We start from the raw sequence: 16713 nt of genomic DNA, 5'->3' as shown, positions 1-16713 counted from the left end.
ACCTTATGGATTTTTTGCTTTTGAGAAGTTATTCCGGCGCACAAAGCGTCACAATATGCGTTTCCGGCTCAGCACCTAAACGAAGAGGCACTTTTGTTGTGCCGTATCCGTTGCTAATGAGATACGCTGCATTTTTCACAATGCCTGTTTTCCCGAGTTCATACGGGCCGAATTTTCCAAACCTAATCTGACCGCCGTGGGTATGTCCGCTGAATATCGCATCAATACCGTCAGCTTCATTGATTTGTTCATGAATCTCCGGGTTATGGCATATCAGAATATTCAGCTGGCTTTTGTCGAGTTCTTTAATGGCTTCCTCATAATGATCCATCTCCATCCTGATATCATCAACTCCGGCAATCGCAATCGTATGGCCGTTGTACGAAAACGGGATAGACTCATTCCTCAGAGTGATGACACCGTGCGCTTTGAATATGGAATACAGCTTATGCTGCCTGACTTCATAATCATTATTCCCCCACACAAACACGACAGGGACCCCGAAAGCCGTGAGCCTTTTGATGTTTTCCTCGATTCTCGTACTGGGCACACCGCCCTCGGCTAAATCACCGCCGATGATAACCAGCTGAGGGGCATGGCTTCGCGCTTTTTCTAAAAGATCTTCATCGATGAGACGTTTGTGAATGTCCGAAATAAAAAAGATTGTAAGAGGCGGCTTACCCTTCATTTTTGATAAAGGAAACGTATGTGTTTTCAAATGGTTGCCTTTTGCTGTTGAGTACATCTTTGCCGTCATTGCCGCTGCCGCCACAGTTAGCACACCGGCAATTTTCACTGATAGCTTCATAAAAACTCTCCATTCTTTTAGAACTTATCAATAAGACGGACAATAAAAAAAGACGTTTCTATCGTTTGAGAAAACGCCCGATTTTATTTACTTTCAAAATATAGATTAATGTCATATTGGTGCTTCATCATTTGAAAAACAGATTCTCTCGCCTTCCATTTATCCGGCTGCGGCCAAAGATCAGTGCTTTTCTGAATAATTTCGCATCTCAGTTTATGAAAATCGCCCTCAGCTTTTTCTTCCTTTTTCTTAAAATAATATGAAGTGCAGTATGCAAAAGCGGTTGCCATCATCCAAAATAAATAAAAGGTATGGCTAAGCATTTCTTGAAGAACAAGCTGTGGCGCCGGGCTCTTGATCATGATCATAATACATAATAGGCCTAAGCAAATGAGTGAAGTCCATCGCCATCTGCGGCATTGCGTTGCATAATTTTCAAATTTTTGTTTTCGTTTCACCAGCGCTTGGAGCATCTGTTTGGTCGGCGCGTCTGTAAACTGATCCATCTGATTCCATAAGGTTTTCATACGCTTCACACCTTGTCCATTTTCATTTCTACAATATATGAGCGTAAAATAAAAAAATGCCCTATTCATCCATTAAGGGGATGTCCAAAACTTGTCCGGTGTAAACATCATTTCCATTCAGATGATTATACGCACGAATTTTTTCTTCTCCCGACCTGCTTTTATAATACTTCATAGAAATCCGGTACAGCGTTTCTTTCTTTTGGACGGTGTGCTTGACAACGCGTTTTGGCTCAGATTGAACTGGTTCAGCCGGCTGCTGCTCTTGCGGTGCCGCTTCTTGTTGAGAAGAGGAAGCAGCCGCGGCGGTTGCTTCCTCCTTATTTGCTGAGACTTCTTTTTCCGCTACAGCAGGCTGTTTCTTATCAGTTGTTGTTTTTGCAGGGTCTTTTGCCTTTGTATCCTCAGACTTTTTTTTTGACTCTTGCTGCAGTGCGGTCTCTTTAGTTTCTTTGGTCTCTTTGGTGTCTGCGGTGTCATTTTTATCCTCTGGTTTCGGCACAACCTCATATTTGCTTTGGCTGCTGTCGATAAAAACATCTTCATAATCGTCATGATTATCCGGATGGTTTTTTAGATAAAATAAGCTGACTAACACGATAACCGGCACAAATACAAATAATACAGCGAGTACAGTGAATAATGGCGTTTTTGTTTTGCCTTGCTTTTTTTTCTGTTCTCTTTGATTTTTTACAGATTGTCTTGTCGGAAGGCTTTCTCCATCATCATCGACATAATCGTCCGCCAATGCGGCGTTTTGATCTTCATAAAGATTCTGGGCTTTTCTTCTCTCTACTCTCGACATGTTCGTCATGTTTATCCCTCCTCACATGTTCAAAACGAATCTGACAGGCAAACACGGCATCAATGATAAAATGCGCCGTCACCGGAACAAATAAGTTACCGGTCCATTCATACATCAGACCGAGCAAAAAGCTGATTGCTGTCACCATGATAAATAACAGCCATTTTGACAAATACCGAAAGTGCAGAACGGCAAATATAAGGCTGGCCGCCCATAGACCGATATGAGTCTGCAGCACTCCTCTGAATAACATTTCTTCCGCAAAAGCAATCAGAAGCGTTAAAAATATAATATGAGGGATTGACCTCTTACTGAATATTTTTTTATTGATTCCGCCGTCATTATATAAATGAGGCGGACACCATTTCATCACTGCCATATCGGCTAAAATAACAATAACCGAAATAGAAACACCATACCATATGATTCGCAGATCGTGAATATCCCAGAGTTTTAGTACGTCTCTTACATCCTCAAAAAAGAACAATCCCGCTAAGGCTGCTGCGATGATGATCAAAAGCTGCGTCAAATATAACTGCTTGAGCATATCACGATCAGACATATGCTGAATGAAATCCTTTTGCTGTTTCAGTTTAGCTCACCTACAGTCTGCAAGCTGAATATCCGGTGCAATTCCGAACTCCAGCTGACTAATGGCGCCATTTTACTCCGTTCTCCTTTTTGTTCATACAGGGATAGATCAAAACCGCAATGTGAACAGCACGGAAGATTTCCGTCATCAGGCTCGTATGATTCATCAAAATAGGTTAACAGTGATTGCCTTAAACAGCCGTCATGCTGAAGCAGAAAAGATACGCGGCGCATTTTTTCCAGCTTCAGCTCCATGCGATATGAAATTTCCTGTTTCATCAGTTCAATTGATGTTTTCCCCTGCATAAACAGATGTATCATCATACGTGCTTGTGTCTCTCCGACACCATACTGCATTAATACGTCACGCAACCTTCTCTCATCCTGCTCATCCGTCTTTTCAAGCACACGGATCACATCGGCGATTTCTGCCACTGTGACACTCTCCATTTGGATAATCTGCTCCTGTAATTCAAAATCACCTGGTGCCCGCAGCAAAATGCTGACACTCGGTTTTCCGTCGCGTCCCGCTCTGCCGATCTCCTGCATAAAAGCTTCAGCCGTCTGCGGGATGTGGAAATGAATCACATATCTGATATCAGGTTTATCGACACCCATTCCAAACGCATTCGTACAACATATCACATCAAGCTGATTATGGATAAACTGCTGCTGTATTAAAATCCTGTCGCCAGACTCCATACCGCCATGGTAAAAGTCGGCTCTGCTGCTCGTCTTGCTCTTAATTTCACCCGCTAATTCTTCAGCCCATTTCCGTGTCGGACAATAAACAATTCCCGGTCCTTGCAGGTTTTCAACCAGCTGAATGACCCTATCTATTTTTTCGGCAGTATCCGCCGCATTTTCAACCCGAAGGGCGATGTTTGGGCGGTTGACTGAGTTGAGATACCGTTCGGCATGCTGCAGCTCCAGCAGGTTCGTGACATCTTGCAGCGTATCCTTTGTAGCCGTAGCAGTCAATGCCAGAACCGGAGGATGCCCAAGTTTTTTTCTCAGCTGTCCGAGCTTTGAATAGTCAGGCCTAAAGTCATGCCCCCATTCAGATATGCAATGTGCTTCATCAATAACGAATAGGCTGATCGGGACGTTTTTCAATTTTTCCAATACATATGGCGACTGTAAAGCCTCAGGAGACAAGTACAAAAATTTATAACGATGAATATGTTCCAAAACGAATTGTCTTTCCTGCCTGCTAAGCATGCTATTCAAAGCGGCCGCACGTTTTTCACCCCGTGCTTTCAGCTGTTGTACCTGATCCTCCATTAAAGAAAGCAATGGAGAAACAATTAATACCATACCGTCAAGCATGTAGCCAGGCAGCTGGTAGCAAAGCGATTTTCCTCCCCCGGTCGGAAGCATCGCAATGGTATCCTTCCCGCTAAGTATGCTTCTAATAATGTCCTCCTGCCCTTTTTTAAAGGAAGTAAAACCAAAAAACTGATGTAACGTTTGCTGTAATTTAGTCATATTGCTGCACCTGCTTTGTCAATGCCAGTCTGATTTGAAAGTAGCTGAACCGCTGCTCCAGCCCGTCTCGAATTTGTTTGATTTTGTTCGTCCGCATCCGTTTGGCAAACTCTGCAATTTGGAGCTGGTCTTCCGCTGATACATAGTCATCAATCACAAACGCAGGCTCGTGAAGAGAAATCTCGACAATATGGTCTTCGATCGTCGCTGTTTTCAGCTTTCTGATTTCAGCAATACGATGTATCGGAACCCCTTGTTTGATCATCTGCCATGTTTTTCTGGTTGACTCTGTCAGAGCATTATCTAAACGCACATCAGAAAGGAGATCCTTTAACAAAGTATCTTCACACTCCGGAAGAGAATGAATAAAATAATGTACCGAAGCCCAAAACATGATATAAACATACCATTCATCTTCTTTCAGCGTGTCAGCAAGCTGCCTGCTCGTATAACCGATCCTATCGTGTGAGGTTAAGGAGTAGACAAAAATTTGCGCTGCTTTGTCATCAACCTCATGCAAATGCGCCTCCAGCATGGCAAAAAGACTGCTTGCCATCTCTATATGATCCGTATGCCGGGACAGGTATCTCTTTACCCAGTGAAGTGTCTTATAATCCTTTGTGACAGGGATATACTGCCTGCTCCCTTGCAGTTTATGAGATAAGACCTGCACAAGCAGCGAAAGCCTCTTCCAAAGCACGCCGGCAGCCTGCTGATAATAAGCGCCGTGGCAATGAACTGGCCAAGGCCGCTCACTAAGGGCGTGCCTTAATCCTGCTGCGCCGCTGGCTGTCACTTTGTATGTATCTGTTTCAGACATAGGTTCGAGATATGAATGCTGTTCAAGCTTGGTGAGCGACGCTGAAATATCGCTTCTCGAACATTGCGCCGCCATTCCAAAGTATTTTGCAGTCTGAAATAAGCCGGCATCTTGAATGGTTTGTGACGATCTTTTGCCTTTGAATAGGTGAAAAACAGCGCTTCCCGACCGTTCTCCGTTTATTTTAAAAAGGCAATCGAGAACCATAATATCGAAGTAATTTAATGACAACCTATCCACCCACATTCTTCCTGACAAAAATCGTTGATTTGCTCTCTTTATTTTAACAGATTTTAAACAGAAATCGACGTTTAAAGTCATCATTAAGGGGGATGTTATGTAGATAACCCCTTATGTGATAAGCATTCTCAATCATTTTTCTGTTGAAATGTGGCAGCAACATCATTACAATAAGTAAGAGGAATAGGTGTTAAATTGATTAAATATAAAGATTGATCCATTTGTTCCACCAAGAACAATCTGGGAGGTTTTATTCATGGCAAAGTACACAATCGTAGACAAAGATACATGCATTGCATGCGGCGCTTGCGGAGCTGCTGCACCAGACATTTACGATTACGATGATGAAGGCATCGCGTTCGTAACGCTTGATGAAAACAAAGGCGTTGTCGAAGTTCCTGAGGTACTGGAAGAAGATATGATTGATGCATTTGAAGGATGTCCTACTGATTCCATCAAAGTGGCGGATGAGCCATTTGAAGGCGACCCGCTTAAATTTGAATAGAAGAAACAAAAAAAGCTCCCTGCGGGAGCTTTTTTATTTAATGGATATGTGCGCGCTGCTGTTCAATCCATGGCTTAAGCTTGATGAAGATAAGTGAGAATACAATCGTAATCACAATGCCTTTTATAATGTTAAAAGGTAGGATACCAGCGACGACCGCTGTTTTCAGCGCGCTGTCAGATAATGCCGGCGAATGTAAAAACCACGTGTATGCCGGGAGAATCAGAACATAATTTAAAATACTCATCAAAATGGTCATTGCTGCTGTGCCTAGAAGCAGGCTGACAGCCAAGCCCTTTGCTGAGTTCAGTTTCTTAAATAAGAAAGCAGTCGGCAATATAAAGAGTGTTCCTGCGATAAAATTCGCAATTTGCCCTACAGGAACTCCGGCCATGCTACCCTGAATGATATATTGAAGAACGTTTTTTATCGCTTCTACGGCAATACCCGCCAAAGGTCCGTAAATCAGAATGGCAATAATAGCGGGCACGTCGCTAAAATCAATTTTTAAATAATCCGGAAGACCCGGAAACGGGAAATTCAACAGCATCAAAACAAATGCAATGCTGCTCAGCATACTGATCACAACTAATTTTTTTACTTTCACTTCACTCTCTCCTTTTCGATCACATCTTACTCGAAAACGGAAAGGTTCTTTTCCAGCCAATAAAAAAACCGCTTCATGTATAAAAGCGGGGTTTCGAAAATTAGGCTAGGCAAAGAAACGTTTTAAAATCCAATTTCAAAACGCTTATGAACCTCCATCTTCTCCCATCCAGACTGTACTGTCGGCTCCGGAATCTCACCGAATCCTGCTGTAAAAACAGCTCGCGGGCTTAGAGCCATTGGCTCATCACCGCCGGTAGGGAATTTCACCCTGCCCCGAAGATTGATCATATGAATTTAGTTCCATTATAAACGATAACTGGTTGGCTGTATAGAGAATTGCTTCAAATTATATATAATACCTGAAAGCTATAAAAACATTGATTTTTAAGCTTTCCTTTTATCCTTTACTGCGTCAATACACGTTGACACTCTATTGAGAATATGTTAAATTATCAGATATTTAGTTTGTCAATTTAGGAGGAAATCTAACGATGTTTCGAGTATTGGTCTCAGACAAAATGAGCAACGACGGCTTACAGCCACTTATTGAATCAGACTTTATTGAAATTGTTCAAAAAAACGCAGCAGATGCAGAAGATGAATTACATACTTTTGATGCTCTTTTGGTGCGAAGTGCGACAAAAGTAACAGAAGACCTTTTCAAAAAAATGACTTCTTTAAAAATTGTCGGAAGAGCCGGTGTCGGTGTAGATAATATCGATATTGACGAGGCGACTAAACACGGAGTAATTGTGATTAACGCTCCAAACGGCAACACCATTTCGACAGCTGAGCATACATTTGCGATGATCTCTTCTTTAATGAGACACATTCCTCAGGCTAATATTTCAGTAAAATCCAGAGAGTGGAACCGCACAGCTTACGTCGGTTCAGAGCTTTATGGAAAAACGCTTGGGATTGTCGGATTAGGCCGAATCGGAAGCGAAATTGCACAGCGTGCGAGAGCGTTCGGTATGACCGTTCACGTTTTTGATCCTTTCCTAACTGAAGAAAGAGCGAAAAAAATCGGCGTAAACAGCCGTTCATTTGAAGAAGTGCTTGAAAGCGCGGATATTATTACCGTTCACACGCCTTTAACAAAAGAAACAAAAGGCTTATTGAACAAAGAAACGATTGCAAAAACGAAAAAAGGTGTTCGCTTAATTAACTGTGCGCGAGGCGGTATTATCGATGAAGCAGCGCTTCTCGAAGCTTTGGAAAGCGGACATGTTGCCGGTGCAGCGCTTGACGTTTTTGAAGTTGAACCGCCAGTAGACAATAAACTAGTTGATCATCCATTAGTCATTGCGACTCCTCACTTGGGAGCATCGACGAAAGAAGCTCAGCTGAATGTCGCGGCTCAAGTATCAGAAGAAGTTCTACAGTTCGCAAAAGGTCTACCTGTAATGTCAGCTATCAACCTGCCTGCCATGACAAAAGATGAATTCGCTAAAATTAAGCCTTACCATCAAATCGCAGGAAAAATTGGCAGCCTAGTATCCCAATGCATGAAAGAGCCGGTACAGGATGTTGCCATTCAATACGAAGGCACAATTGCCAAACTTGAAACATCGTTCATTACAAAAAGTCTTCTGTCAGGCTTTTTAAAACCGCGCGTGGACTCAACTGTTAACGAAGTCAATGCCGGGGGTGTCGCAAAAGAACGCGGCATCAGCTTCAGTGAAAAAATTTCCTCTTCTGAATCTGGATACGATAACTGCATCAGCGTAAAAGTGACAGGAGACCGCAGCACCTTTACTGTAACAGCTACGTATATTCCTCATTTCGGAGAACGTATTGTCGAGATCAACGGATTTAATATCGATTTTTATCCGACGGGTCACCTTGTATATATCCAGCATCAGGATACAACAGGTGTCATCGGCCGAGTAGGACGTATTCTCGGAGATAACGATATTAACATTGCAACCATGCAGGTTGGCCGTAAAGAAAAAGGCGGAGAAGCCATCATGATGCTTTCCTTTGACAGACATCTTGAAGATAAAATTGTGAAAGAACTAACAGATGTTCCTGATATTGTGTCTGTGAAGCTCATTGATCTTCCATAATCCCAAAAAAACTCAAGCTTTATAAGCTTGAGTTTTTTTATTGTTCTATTTTCGTGTGTTTTTATGCAAAATCTCTAAGACATTCCTCAGCTCAGAAACAGGTATTTGACCAGGTGCCGATGCCTCTTCTCCCGCGCCAAAAGTGCAAGCTGATCCAAAAACCTCACCGCTCAGCCTGCTGATCAGCCCTGTTTCAGCCATTGACATTGTAATAATCGGACGGTCTGCATATACTGTTTTCATTGTATACGTCGCATCAAGCAGCGTTAAGAGATCTCCTGTATCATTCGGCATGACAGCCATTTTTGGAATATGCGCCCCTAAATCCTGCATTTTCCGAAGTCTTGAAAGAATCTCATCTTTCGCAGGCGTTTTCTCAAAATCATGATTTGATATCACCACATAGACATTGTTTTCTTCCGCCAGTGATACTAACGCTTTGACATTTTCATCTCCTGAAAATAATTCAATGTCAATAAGATCGATGTCTTTTGTTTGGACTGCCGCTTCCAGCAAAGCAATGTATGAGCTTTCATCCATTTCCATGCTCCCGCCCTCTTTATGAGTTCTGAATGTGAATAGAAACAGCTTGTCCGCTAAAGACACCCGAAGCTTAGAAATCATCTTTGTGACGGCTTCTCTGTCATTTGCTTTTTCAAATACGTCGACTCGCCACTCTACAATGTCCGGATTGAGTAATTTTACAGCTTCTGCTTCATTCAAAATTTGTTTTTCCGTTTTTCCCATCAGCGGAACGATGATTTTCGGCATCCCTTCTCCGATGGAAACTCCTTTGATTGTTAACACGTTCACTTGTCTCAAATCCTTTCAATCGTTACCTTGTTTTATTATACACGCACAACTATTTTTTTGAAAATTTCTATTATATGAATAACAACTAAAAAAGAGCCTGAAAAGGCCCTTTTTTAGTTTAAGGAAATCGGATTTGGAGCAGCTGGTACCGAAATTGCATCTGATACGTCATATCTGCCGATTTTTCTAGTTCTGGTTTCCGTAAAAGTCACTTCTGTAAAGCCAAACTCTTTAGCTGTTAAAAGAAGTCCCTCAAGCATTAAGATACCGGCAATAGAATCGTCAACTTCTGAGTCTTTTGAGAAACGGATATATAAGTGTTTCTGTTTCTTCGTTACAGATTGGACTGCACCCGCTTGAATTAGAGGTGTTGTCTCCTTTTGGCTGCTCGATTCCATATCCTTAATCGCTTCTTTTACTGTATCAAATGTTTTGTCTGACGGAACGAGAAAGTCTTGTCCTTGTTTATTTTGGTACAAGTAATAGGCTCTTTTCGACTGTTTTGGAATACGGATTTCCGTGTAAGTTCCATATGAGCCAATGATTGCACCGCCCTCATTTTGATCCGATAAAAATTTGACTTTTTCATAAGGGCTCCATTTTAAGGATTCTTTCAACATTTTTTTTAACAGTGTATCATCTTTTACTGAAAAAGCCTCAATGGGCTGATGGACTCGTATACTTAATTCCTTTTGCCTTTGATTTTCCTTTACCTCCACTTCATCTATGAAGGAGGGGATCGTAATGGCATGATCAAGGATACCCAGTTCACCACTTTCAAACAGCATATCCTGTATCGTTTGGTCTGCGTTTGTTTTTTTGATGCTGATGGGTATAATTGCAGATGTTTCGGCATCAGCAATCGCTACAGTGATGTAATTGTTCTGTTCCTTTTCAGGAACAACAAATGAAGTCTGATCCAGGGATGAAGCAGCTTTTGGGCTGTCTGCTGTCTCAGTTTTCGTTACAGCGTTCTCTTGGGACGCTTCTTTTTGTTGAGGCTGTGCCTGGTCAAAGAAATGAGGAGAAATAATGAAGGCGATAAAAACCGCAATTGCAGCGGCACACGCGGGGCCAATCCACCTAACAGCGGGCTTTTTTTTGCTTTTTGCCATCGTCAGCCGCTTGTAAATATCCTGAGGCGAACGATGGTCTTTAACTGCCGGAAGTTGACTTAACAACTCCTTTATCTGTTCTTCGTTCCATTCTGACTTCATCATCCATTAGCTCCTCCCTCAAAAGCTCCATATGTTTCCGAAGTACTTTGAGCCCTCTGTGTTGGGTCGTTTTGACTTTGCTTTCCGAGAAGCGCAGAGCATTGGCTGTTTCCTGAATTGAATATCCCTGAATAAACCGCAAGATAATCACAGCTCTTTGATCGATCGTGCATTGATCAAGCGCAGCATAAATTTCCCGAACATTTTCATGTTGAACCGCAAGTTCGTCCGGAAGCAATTGCTGATCTCTGACATCTTGTGTATCCCAATCAAATGTGCCGAGTATACGCTGTCTGATCGTCTGCTGTTTACGGAACCAGTCTATCGCAACATGGCGCGCGATCGACAAAAGCCATGTTTTTTCACTGCTTCTTCCTTCAAACGTATGATAAGAATTTAATACCCGGATATAAACCTCCTGAAGAAGATCTTCTGCCTGGCTTTTATCCTTTACCATATAAAATAAAAATTGGTACAAATCTTGATGATATGTGTCATATAACAATTGAAAGGTTTCTTCCATTTGAAACCCCTCCGTTCACTTTTTTGTCGTATTAATAGCTTGAAAAGTTACATTACAACTATATTACGAGTAACTGGAATTTGGAAGGGAATTTATATTAACATATCCTTAAATTTTATTAATGTTGGCTATTAAAAAAACACCCGCTCAGTCAGCGGGTGTTTCTTATGGAACAAGATTCTTCGGCAAATTCAGACTCGATTTTACCGTTTTGTCGGAATATAAAAAGTAAATGTTGTTCCTTTATCTATTCGGCTGTGCACAGTGATTGATCCGTTGTGGGCTTCCACGATATTTTTAACGATAGCCAGCCCTAACCCGGTTCCTGCTCTGCCCCTTGTCCGCGCTTTATCTGCCTTATAAAACCGCTCAAAGATAAATGGCAGATCTTCTTCCGGTATGCCGGACCCGGAGTCTTTGATATCAATTTTCAATCCATCCTTCACAGAATGGACTGAAATGGAGACACTGCCGCCGGCTGAAGTATGCCGCAGCGCGTTATCAATCAAATTGGTAAATACCTGCTCCATCTTGTCTTCATCAAACATAAATTCCTCTTCTGTGAGAGAAATGTCATGATCTAAAGCAATATTTTTTTCTTTCGCAACACCGGAAAACTTCCGGATGATCTTTTCTAAAAACTCATTCACATTGATTTTTTCATAATGTAAGCCTGTATGGCCTGATTCCATTCGGGCTAAATCAAGCAAATCATTAACTAAACGGCCCATTCGGAGTGATTCGTCATAAATGATTTGGGCAATTTCTTTCCGGTCTTCTTCAGAGCTTGCAATGTCATCAACAATTGCTTCACTGTATCCCTGAAGCATGGAGATCGGTGTTCTCAGCTCATGACTGACATTTGCGATAAAGTCCTCCCGCAGCTTATCAAGGCGGCGTTCTTCTGTCATGTCACGCAGTACGGCAACCGCTCCTCTTACGTGCGATTCCGCATAAAGCGGCGACATCAAAAGCACCCATGATCTGCCTTGCAGCGTCATCTCAATCATTTGTTCTTTTTCAGTGCTGACAGCGTTTTGAAACAGCTCTTTTGCTTCAGGCGGAAGGTTGTCGCCTTCTTTGATATTCATGTTCTGTTCATAATACCAAGCCTGAAGAAAACGTTCAGCCGGCGGGTTGGTCACAAGAATCGTACCGTCAATATTAATGGTAATAACCCCGTCAGCCATACTGCTCAAAATGTTAGAAAGCTGCTCTTTTTCTTGATTGAGCGCATTGATATGAAAGTTAAGCTGCCGGCCCATTTGATTAAAAGCGGTCGCCAGTTCACCGATTTCATCCTGAGTTAAAATCGGGATTTTTGTATCGAACTTGCCCTTCGCCAAATCCTGCGCGCCTTCTCTCATTTTTCGGAGAGGGTACGTGACCCTGCTTGATAAAAAGAATGCGAAAAATGTGGTCAGCACAATCGCAATTCCAGCGGCAAGAAAAATATAGCGGGTCGTATGTTTTGTTGTATCTTTAACGGCAAGCAAAGACTGGGATAAAAAGACCATGCCTTTCTTTCCGTCTTTTTCATACGGGACACCTACAATCAGGCGTTCATTATCCGTGTCTGTATCGCTCAGTCCCGTCCGTTTGCTTACTTTTTTATGGTCTTTGAGAGCTTTATTTAAGTCTTTGTCATGCTGTATTTGCTCAACCGTAATAGACGACAGGCGATTTTTATCATTCGGAGAATACCAGTGGTTCTTCTCATCCTGGATGATGGCAATGCTTGTTAAGTTATCAGCGAGCTCCCAAGTGATTGACCTTGCCAGTGCCTGGTCCTCGTGATTTTCTAGGATGACAGCAACTTTATTCGCAAGCTGTGTTAAATCATTCTCGGCTTCTTCCACATGGTAGTTTTCAATAAACTCCAGCAAAAGAACCGTTAAAATGAACAATACGATCAAGACGAGTGAAAGGATCGTAAACCACAGCTTGCCTACTACGCTTTTCCAAAATTTCATTCAGCGCCGACCTCAAATTTATAACCTACACCCCATACGGTGACAATTTTTTTCGCAGCCTCCGGAGAAACCTTGTTCAGCTTCTCTCTCAAGCGTTTGACGTGAGTGTCCACTGTCCGTAAATCACCAAAAAACTCATATTGCCACACTTCTTTCAGAAGCTTTTCCCGATCATACACCTTGTCAGGCGTTTTCGCTAAGAAATATAGAAGCTCATACTCTTTTGGCGTCAGGCTCACTTCTGTACCATCAGCTGTTACGCGGTGAGCGTCATGGTCTATGGACAGATGTGAAAACACGAGCACATTTTTCGTCGGTGTATTGGCATTGAAATAAGAGGTTTGGGATGCTCTTCTCAAAAGGGCCTTTACACGCAGCACGACTTCTCTCGGGCTGAACGGCTTAACAATATAATCATCTGTTCCCGCTTCAAACCCCTGCACCCGGTTTGCTTCTTCTCCTTTTGCGGTCAGCATAATAATGGGTGTCGCTTTTTTTTCACGAATTTGCCGGCACACTTCAATTCCATCAGTCCCCGGCATCATCAGATCAAGCAAAATTAAGTCATAATTGGCTTCAAGCCCTTTGGCAATGGCCTCATCACCATTTTCCGCTTCATCTATAGCATAATTTTCACGTTCAAGATACATTCTTAAAAGGCGGCGAATTCTGGCTTCGTCATCAACTACTAATATTTTTGTTTCGTTCGTTTGGTCCATGTTTTCCCCCTGCTTTCCTTCTGTTACTTTCATTTTATCAAATCGTGAGAAAGTTTGAGAACTGTGTCGCTTTCAAAGGACTATGCATAAGAATGAAGTCCGGCAAGCACAAGATTTACGAATATTAAATTAAACATAATAATAGCAAAACCGATTACGGCCAGCCATGCTGACTTCTCACCGTGCCAGCCTCTTGACAGTCTTAAATGCAAGTAAGCGGCATAGAACAAAAATGTGATCAGCGCCCATACTTCCTTAGGGTCCCAGCCCCAAAATCTGGTCCACGCGAGCTGAGCCCAAATCATTGCAAAGATCAGCGCGCCGAGTGTAAAGATCGGAAATCCGATTGATACGGCCCTGTACCCAACCTCATCCACCAGATCAAGATTGACGTTTTTCACCAGCGGATGTAATAGAGCGCTGATTCTTTTTCTGATGATCAGACGGAGAGCCCCATACAACACAAGACCTGCTCCAAATGACCAAATGACAGTGTTCACTTTTCTGCCTGAGAAAAGCGCGGGAAGATCAACAAGCGGTTCCATTCTTCCTTCGGTCAAAAGCTCTCCCTGATGCGGACCGACAAGCGCGGGCATTTCGTACACCATCACGCTTTTTTCTTTATTTTTGTCCACCCAGTTAAACTCCGCTTCATAGCCTGCAAGACGAAATGCTGATGTGATTGCAATAAAGGCGACGGTTGTGACCAGGATAAACATAATCGCTTCAAGCCAGAAGGTCTTTTTGCTTGGCTTTGTCTGGTCTACATGCTTCAAAAGAAAGATGACACCAGCGACAAAGCTGATGGCAAGTATAGCTTGCCCAAGCGCGGCCGTTGTTACATGAATATACAGCCAGTTGCTTTGGAGCGAAGGAATTAAAGGCGAGATATCTGTTGGAAACATGCTGGCGTAGGCAATCAGCAATAAAGCAATTGACAGCGTAAACAGACCTAATGAAGGCAATCTATAGAGAAAATAAAGAATGATAAACGCCAAAACAAGCATCATGCCAAAAGCGGTGGTGAATTCAAACATATTGCTGACAGGCGCATGGCCGCTGGCAGCCCACCTTGTGATGAAATATCCAAGGTGGCAGAAAAAACCAACAATAGAAAGGGTGATTCCAATGTTGGCCCATCGGTTTGGCCTGCCCTTTTTATCTTTATTCCCGCGTATGGCCCCGCCGAAGATTGGGACAGCGATTAAATACACAAGAAAGGCCGCATAAAGAAAATTTCCGCTCAGCTCTGCCATGACATCACTCCCTTTTCGCCTATTTCTGTGTTTTGATTAATTCTTTTTGGTCCACCGGTTCAGTCAGTCCGGAATCAGCCAATATAAATGCTAAATCCTTCTTCAGGCCAAACCAGTTTTTATTGGTATGCCCCGCTACCATAACTGCACCGTCCTGTGAGTGCAGCCAAATTCTTCGATGCTGCCAGTACATACCTTGAATAACACCGATCATAAAAATGGCTCCGCCGACAGCAAGCACCCAGAGTGTCAGATCCTTTCTGACTGTAAGTCCAGTAATGTTTTTCGTTTCGACATGGTCAAATTTCAGCTTGTATTTATTATTGCCTGATCCTTCGATGGTTTCTTGGATGGCGACAAAGCTCTTTTCGCCTTTCGGTTTGTCCGGCGTTATGATATTAAAGACAAAAGCCGGATTGTTAGGGATCTTTGTTTTTGTGCTCGGCTCTCCGTCCTGATTAAAATAGAAGTCAGGCAGGTAGCTGGCGATTTCCACCTTGTAACCGTTGCCAAGATCATAGACTGAATCTGGATCCAGAAGGTTGATCTTCAGGCTCCCAAAGGATTTTTTTGTTTTTTTATCAATCAGCTGGAACACCATTTGGTCAAGCTGATTCTCTTTGTAATCCACCTGGTAAACGGAAAAAGAATCAAAACGCAGCGGCTGATTGACACGGATGTCTTCTTCTGTTACTTTTTTCAGCTTCGGCTTCTCGCCATAAACAATTTTCCCTTCTCTCTTGTAGAGTACGGCATCGGTTTGAAAGTTCTTTGCCACTCTACCGTCCCCGACTCTGTCAATGGCATCTGCAAATACCTTTTTTTCCGTTTTGCTGTTATAGGTCTCTACGCTGAATTGATTGTTTTTCAAATAATATTTTCCGTCTGTACCCGGAATTGCTGCGGTTTCGCCTTCTCTGACCCAAAGCGTCTCATCGACGTACATGCCAGGCACAAATCTCAGCATCGCACCAATCAGAAAGATGATCAATCCAATATGGTTGACATACGGGCCCCAGCGGGAAAAGCGTCCTTTTTCAGCAAGAATGCTGCCCTCTTTTTCTCTGATTCTATAATGTTTTTTCTTTAATAGAGAAACTATCTTTTCTTTCGATTCCCCGTTCAGTACAGTAACTGTTTCACTGAACAAGCGCTGCCTTCTTAAAAAGGCCGGGCTCCTTCTGACACCTTGGTTTTTTAACGCTCTATACAACGGAATGACCCGATCAAGGCTGCAAATCACGAGTGAAATGCCGATCGAGGCAATGAGCAGCAAATACCACCAAGAACCATATAAATGATGAAACCCGAGCAAATAATAAAGCTGGCCGAACGTGCCATACTGCTCCTTGTAATAAGTATCAGCCTGTGCGCCCGGAGGCAGATAGGCTTCCTGGGGAAAAATGGTGCCGAACGCTGATGCGGCAAGGGTTATGACGATAAGCCATATTCCCACCTTAACCGAGGAAAAGAAATTCCAAATTTTGTCGATAATCGTTTTGTTATAGGTTTGCGAACGTCTTGCGCTTCCGTCATATCTCATATCAGCGAGCGGAGGTTGAGTTTCCTGAAGAGCTCTTCCGCACGATTCGCATAAAACGGTTCCAACCGGGTTTATATGTCCGCATTCACATTTGACTTGCTTCATCCCGAAGTCTCTCCAGGTTTTATGAGATTCATATATTCGTGTATCATGCTTTCTGTCATAGTGCCGGTCACCACCTTGACAACTTTTCCTTCCGGATTGATC

At 42.8% G+C, this 16713-nt stretch carries 16 protein-coding genes, 1 pseudogene and 1 riboswitch; of the genes and pseudogenes, 2 read left to right on the top strand and 15 right to left on the bottom strand.

Annotation, left to right across the window (positions count from 1 at the left end):
* Nucleotides 1-28: 28 nt before the first annotated feature.
* From RAC86_RS22440 to RAC86_RS22415, 6 genes are all read right to left on the bottom strand, one after another.
* Nucleotides 29-808: a metallophosphoesterase gene (locus RAC86_RS22440; RefSeq protein WP_072566493.1), complete on the bottom strand. Its 780-nt coding sequence runs from the start codon at nucleotides 806-808 to the stop codon at nucleotides 29-31.
* A gap of 83 nt (nucleotides 809-891) precedes the next feature.
* A complete protein-coding gene (locus RAC86_RS22435) occupies nucleotides 892-1335 on the bottom strand; it encodes a YpbF family protein (protein ID WP_061187623.1) in 444 nt (147 codons plus the stop codon).
* Between the two features lie 61 nt (nucleotides 1336-1396).
* Complete coding sequence (locus tag RAC86_RS22430; RefSeq protein ID WP_072566494.1) at nucleotides 1397-2149, bottom strand: LysM peptidoglycan-binding domain-containing protein; 753 nt, start codon at nucleotides 2147-2149, stop codon at nucleotides 1397-1399.
* Nucleotides 2100-2702, bottom strand: coding sequence for a CPBP family intramembrane glutamic endopeptidase (locus RAC86_RS22425; protein WP_014114235.1), 603 nt, complete (start codon nucleotides 2700-2702; stop codon nucleotides 2100-2102). Before RAC86_RS22425 ends, RAC86_RS22430 begins: the two co-directional genes overlap by 50 nt.
* Before the next feature lie 26 nt (nucleotides 2703-2728).
* Nucleotides 2729-4219, bottom strand: a complete 1491-nt coding sequence (locus RAC86_RS22420; RefSeq protein WP_061187621.1) for a RecQ family ATP-dependent DNA helicase — start codon at nucleotides 4217-4219, stop codon at nucleotides 2729-2731.
* Nucleotides 4212-5270, bottom strand: a complete 1059-nt coding sequence (locus RAC86_RS22415) for a YpbB family protein (protein ID WP_061187620.1) — start codon at nucleotides 5268-5270, stop codon at nucleotides 4212-4214. Before RAC86_RS22415 ends, RAC86_RS22420 begins: the two co-directional genes overlap by 8 nt.
* Nucleotides 5271-5535: 265 nt before the next feature.
* Here RAC86_RS22415 and RAC86_RS22410 point away from each other — a divergent pair, with 265 nt between their 5' ends.
* Nucleotides 5536-5784 carry a ferredoxin gene (locus RAC86_RS22410; protein ID WP_003225461.1) on the top strand — a complete coding sequence of 83 codons (249 nt, stop codon included), beginning with the start codon at nucleotides 5536-5538 and terminating at the stop codon, nucleotides 5782-5784.
* Nucleotides 5785-5821: 37 nt separating this feature from the next.
* Here RAC86_RS22410 and fmnP read toward each other — a convergent pair whose 3' ends face one another.
* Complete coding sequence (fmnP, locus tag RAC86_RS22405; protein WP_014114238.1) at nucleotides 5822-6391, bottom strand: riboflavin transporter FmnP; 570 nt, start codon at nucleotides 6389-6391, stop codon at nucleotides 5822-5824.
* Between the two features lie 152 nt (nucleotides 6392-6543).
* A riboswitch (FMN riboswitch) is annotated at nucleotides 6544-6678 on the bottom strand.
* Nucleotides 6679-6884: 206 nt separating this feature from the next.
* On the opposite strand from fmnP, the gene serA reads away from it, so the two are divergent.
* Entirely contained in the window at nucleotides 6885-8462 is a 1578-nt protein-coding gene (gene serA, locus RAC86_RS22400; RefSeq protein WP_014114240.1) for a phosphoglycerate dehydrogenase, read from the top strand.
* Between the two features lie 45 nt (nucleotides 8463-8507).
* Here serA and aroD read toward each other — a convergent pair whose 3' ends face one another.
* The 8 genes and pseudogenes from aroD to RAC86_RS22360 all read right to left on the bottom strand — a co-directional run.
* Nucleotides 8508-9275, bottom strand: coding sequence for a type I 3-dehydroquinate dehydratase (gene aroD, locus RAC86_RS22395; RefSeq protein ID WP_061187619.1), 768 nt, complete (start codon nucleotides 9273-9275; stop codon nucleotides 8508-8510).
* Between the two features lie 113 nt (nucleotides 9276-9388).
* On the bottom strand, nucleotides 9389-10495 hold the full coding sequence (locus RAC86_RS22390) for an Ig-like domain-containing protein (RefSeq protein ID WP_041520988.1): 1107 nt from the start codon (nucleotides 10493-10495) through the stop codon (nucleotides 9389-9391).
* The gene (gene sigX, locus RAC86_RS22385) at nucleotides 10431-11015 is read right to left on the bottom strand and encodes an RNA polymerase sigma factor SigX (RefSeq protein ID WP_003223881.1); all 585 of its coding nucleotides are present in this window, start codon (nucleotides 11013-11015) and stop codon (nucleotides 10431-10433) included. Before sigX ends, RAC86_RS22390 begins: the two co-directional genes overlap by 65 nt.
* Nucleotides 11016-11218: 203 nt before the next feature.
* Complete coding sequence (gene resE, locus RAC86_RS22380; protein WP_029726754.1) at nucleotides 11219-12988, bottom strand: sensor histidine kinase ResE; 1770 nt, start codon at nucleotides 12986-12988, stop codon at nucleotides 11219-11221.
* On the bottom strand, nucleotides 12985-13707 hold the full coding sequence (gene resD / locus RAC86_RS22375) for a DNA-binding response regulator ResD (protein ID WP_003246107.1): 723 nt from the start codon (nucleotides 13705-13707) through the stop codon (nucleotides 12985-12987). Before resD ends, resE begins: the two co-directional genes overlap by 4 nt.
* Nucleotides 13708-13787: 80 nt before the next feature.
* Complete coding sequence (resC, locus tag RAC86_RS22370) at nucleotides 13788-14963, bottom strand: cytochrome c biogenesis protein ResC (protein WP_015714189.1); 1176 nt, start codon at nucleotides 14961-14963, stop codon at nucleotides 13788-13790.
* Nucleotides 14964-14982: 19 nt separating this feature from the next.
* Complete coding sequence (gene resB, locus RAC86_RS22365) at nucleotides 14983-16611, bottom strand: cytochrome c biogenesis protein ResB (protein ID WP_015251793.1); 1629 nt, start codon at nucleotides 16609-16611, stop codon at nucleotides 14983-14985.
* Nucleotides 16608-16713, bottom strand: a pseudogene (locus RAC86_RS22360) (thiol-disulfide oxidoreductase ResA); the annotation flags it as partial. The pseudogene RAC86_RS22360 and the gene resB, both read right to left, overlap by 4 nt.

Source organism: Bacillus sp. LR_5 (genome assembly GCF_042709275.1).
This window is presented reverse-complemented; position numbering and strand designations above follow the sequence as displayed.

Excerpts from the sequence above, each read along its gene's own strand:
- serA (WP_014114240.1), top strand. The coding sequence starts at position 6,885 with ATGTTTCGAGTATTGGTCTCAGACAAAATGAGCAACGACGGCTTACAG.
- resE (WP_029726754.1), bottom strand. The coding sequence starts at position 12,988 with ATGAAATTTTGGAAAAGCGTAGTAGGCAAGCTGTGGTTTACGATCCTT.
- sigX (WP_003223881.1), bottom strand. The coding sequence starts at position 11,015 with ATGGAAGAAACCTTTCAATTGTTATATGACACATATCATCAAGATTTG.
- resD (WP_003246107.1), bottom strand. The coding sequence starts at position 13,707 with ATGGACCAAACGAACGAAACAAAAATATTAGTAGTTGATGACGAAGCC.
- resB (WP_015251793.1), bottom strand. The coding sequence starts at position 16,611 with ATGAAGCAAGTCAAATGTGAATGCGGACATATAAACCCGGTTGGAACC.
- RAC86_RS22425 (WP_014114235.1), bottom strand. The coding sequence starts at position 2,702 with ATGTCTGATCGTGATATGCTCAAGCAGTTATATTTGACGCAGCTTTTG.
- RAC86_RS22410 (WP_003225461.1), top strand. The coding sequence starts at position 5,536 with ATGGCAAAGTACACAATCGTAGACAAAGATACATGCATTGCATGCGGC.
- RAC86_RS22435 (WP_061187623.1), bottom strand. The coding sequence starts at position 1,335 with ATGAAAACCTTATGGAATCAGATGGATCAGTTTACAGACGCGCCGACC.
- RAC86_RS22430 (WP_072566494.1), bottom strand. The coding sequence starts at position 2,149 with ATGACGAACATGTCGAGAGTAGAGAGAAGAAAAGCCCAGAATCTTTAT.
- RAC86_RS22390 (WP_041520988.1), bottom strand. The coding sequence starts at position 10,495 with ATGATGAAGTCAGAATGGAACGAAGAACAGATAAAGGAGTTGTTAAGT.
- RAC86_RS22440 (WP_072566493.1), bottom strand. The coding sequence starts at position 808 with ATGAAGCTATCAGTGAAAATTGCCGGTGTGCTAACTGTGGCGGCAGCG.
- RAC86_RS22420 (WP_061187621.1), bottom strand. The coding sequence starts at position 4,219 with ATGACTAAATTACAGCAAACGTTACATCAGTTTTTTGGTTTTACTTCC.
- resC (WP_015714189.1), bottom strand. The coding sequence starts at position 14,963 with ATGGCAGAGCTGAGCGGAAATTTTCTTTATGCGGCCTTTCTTGTGTAT.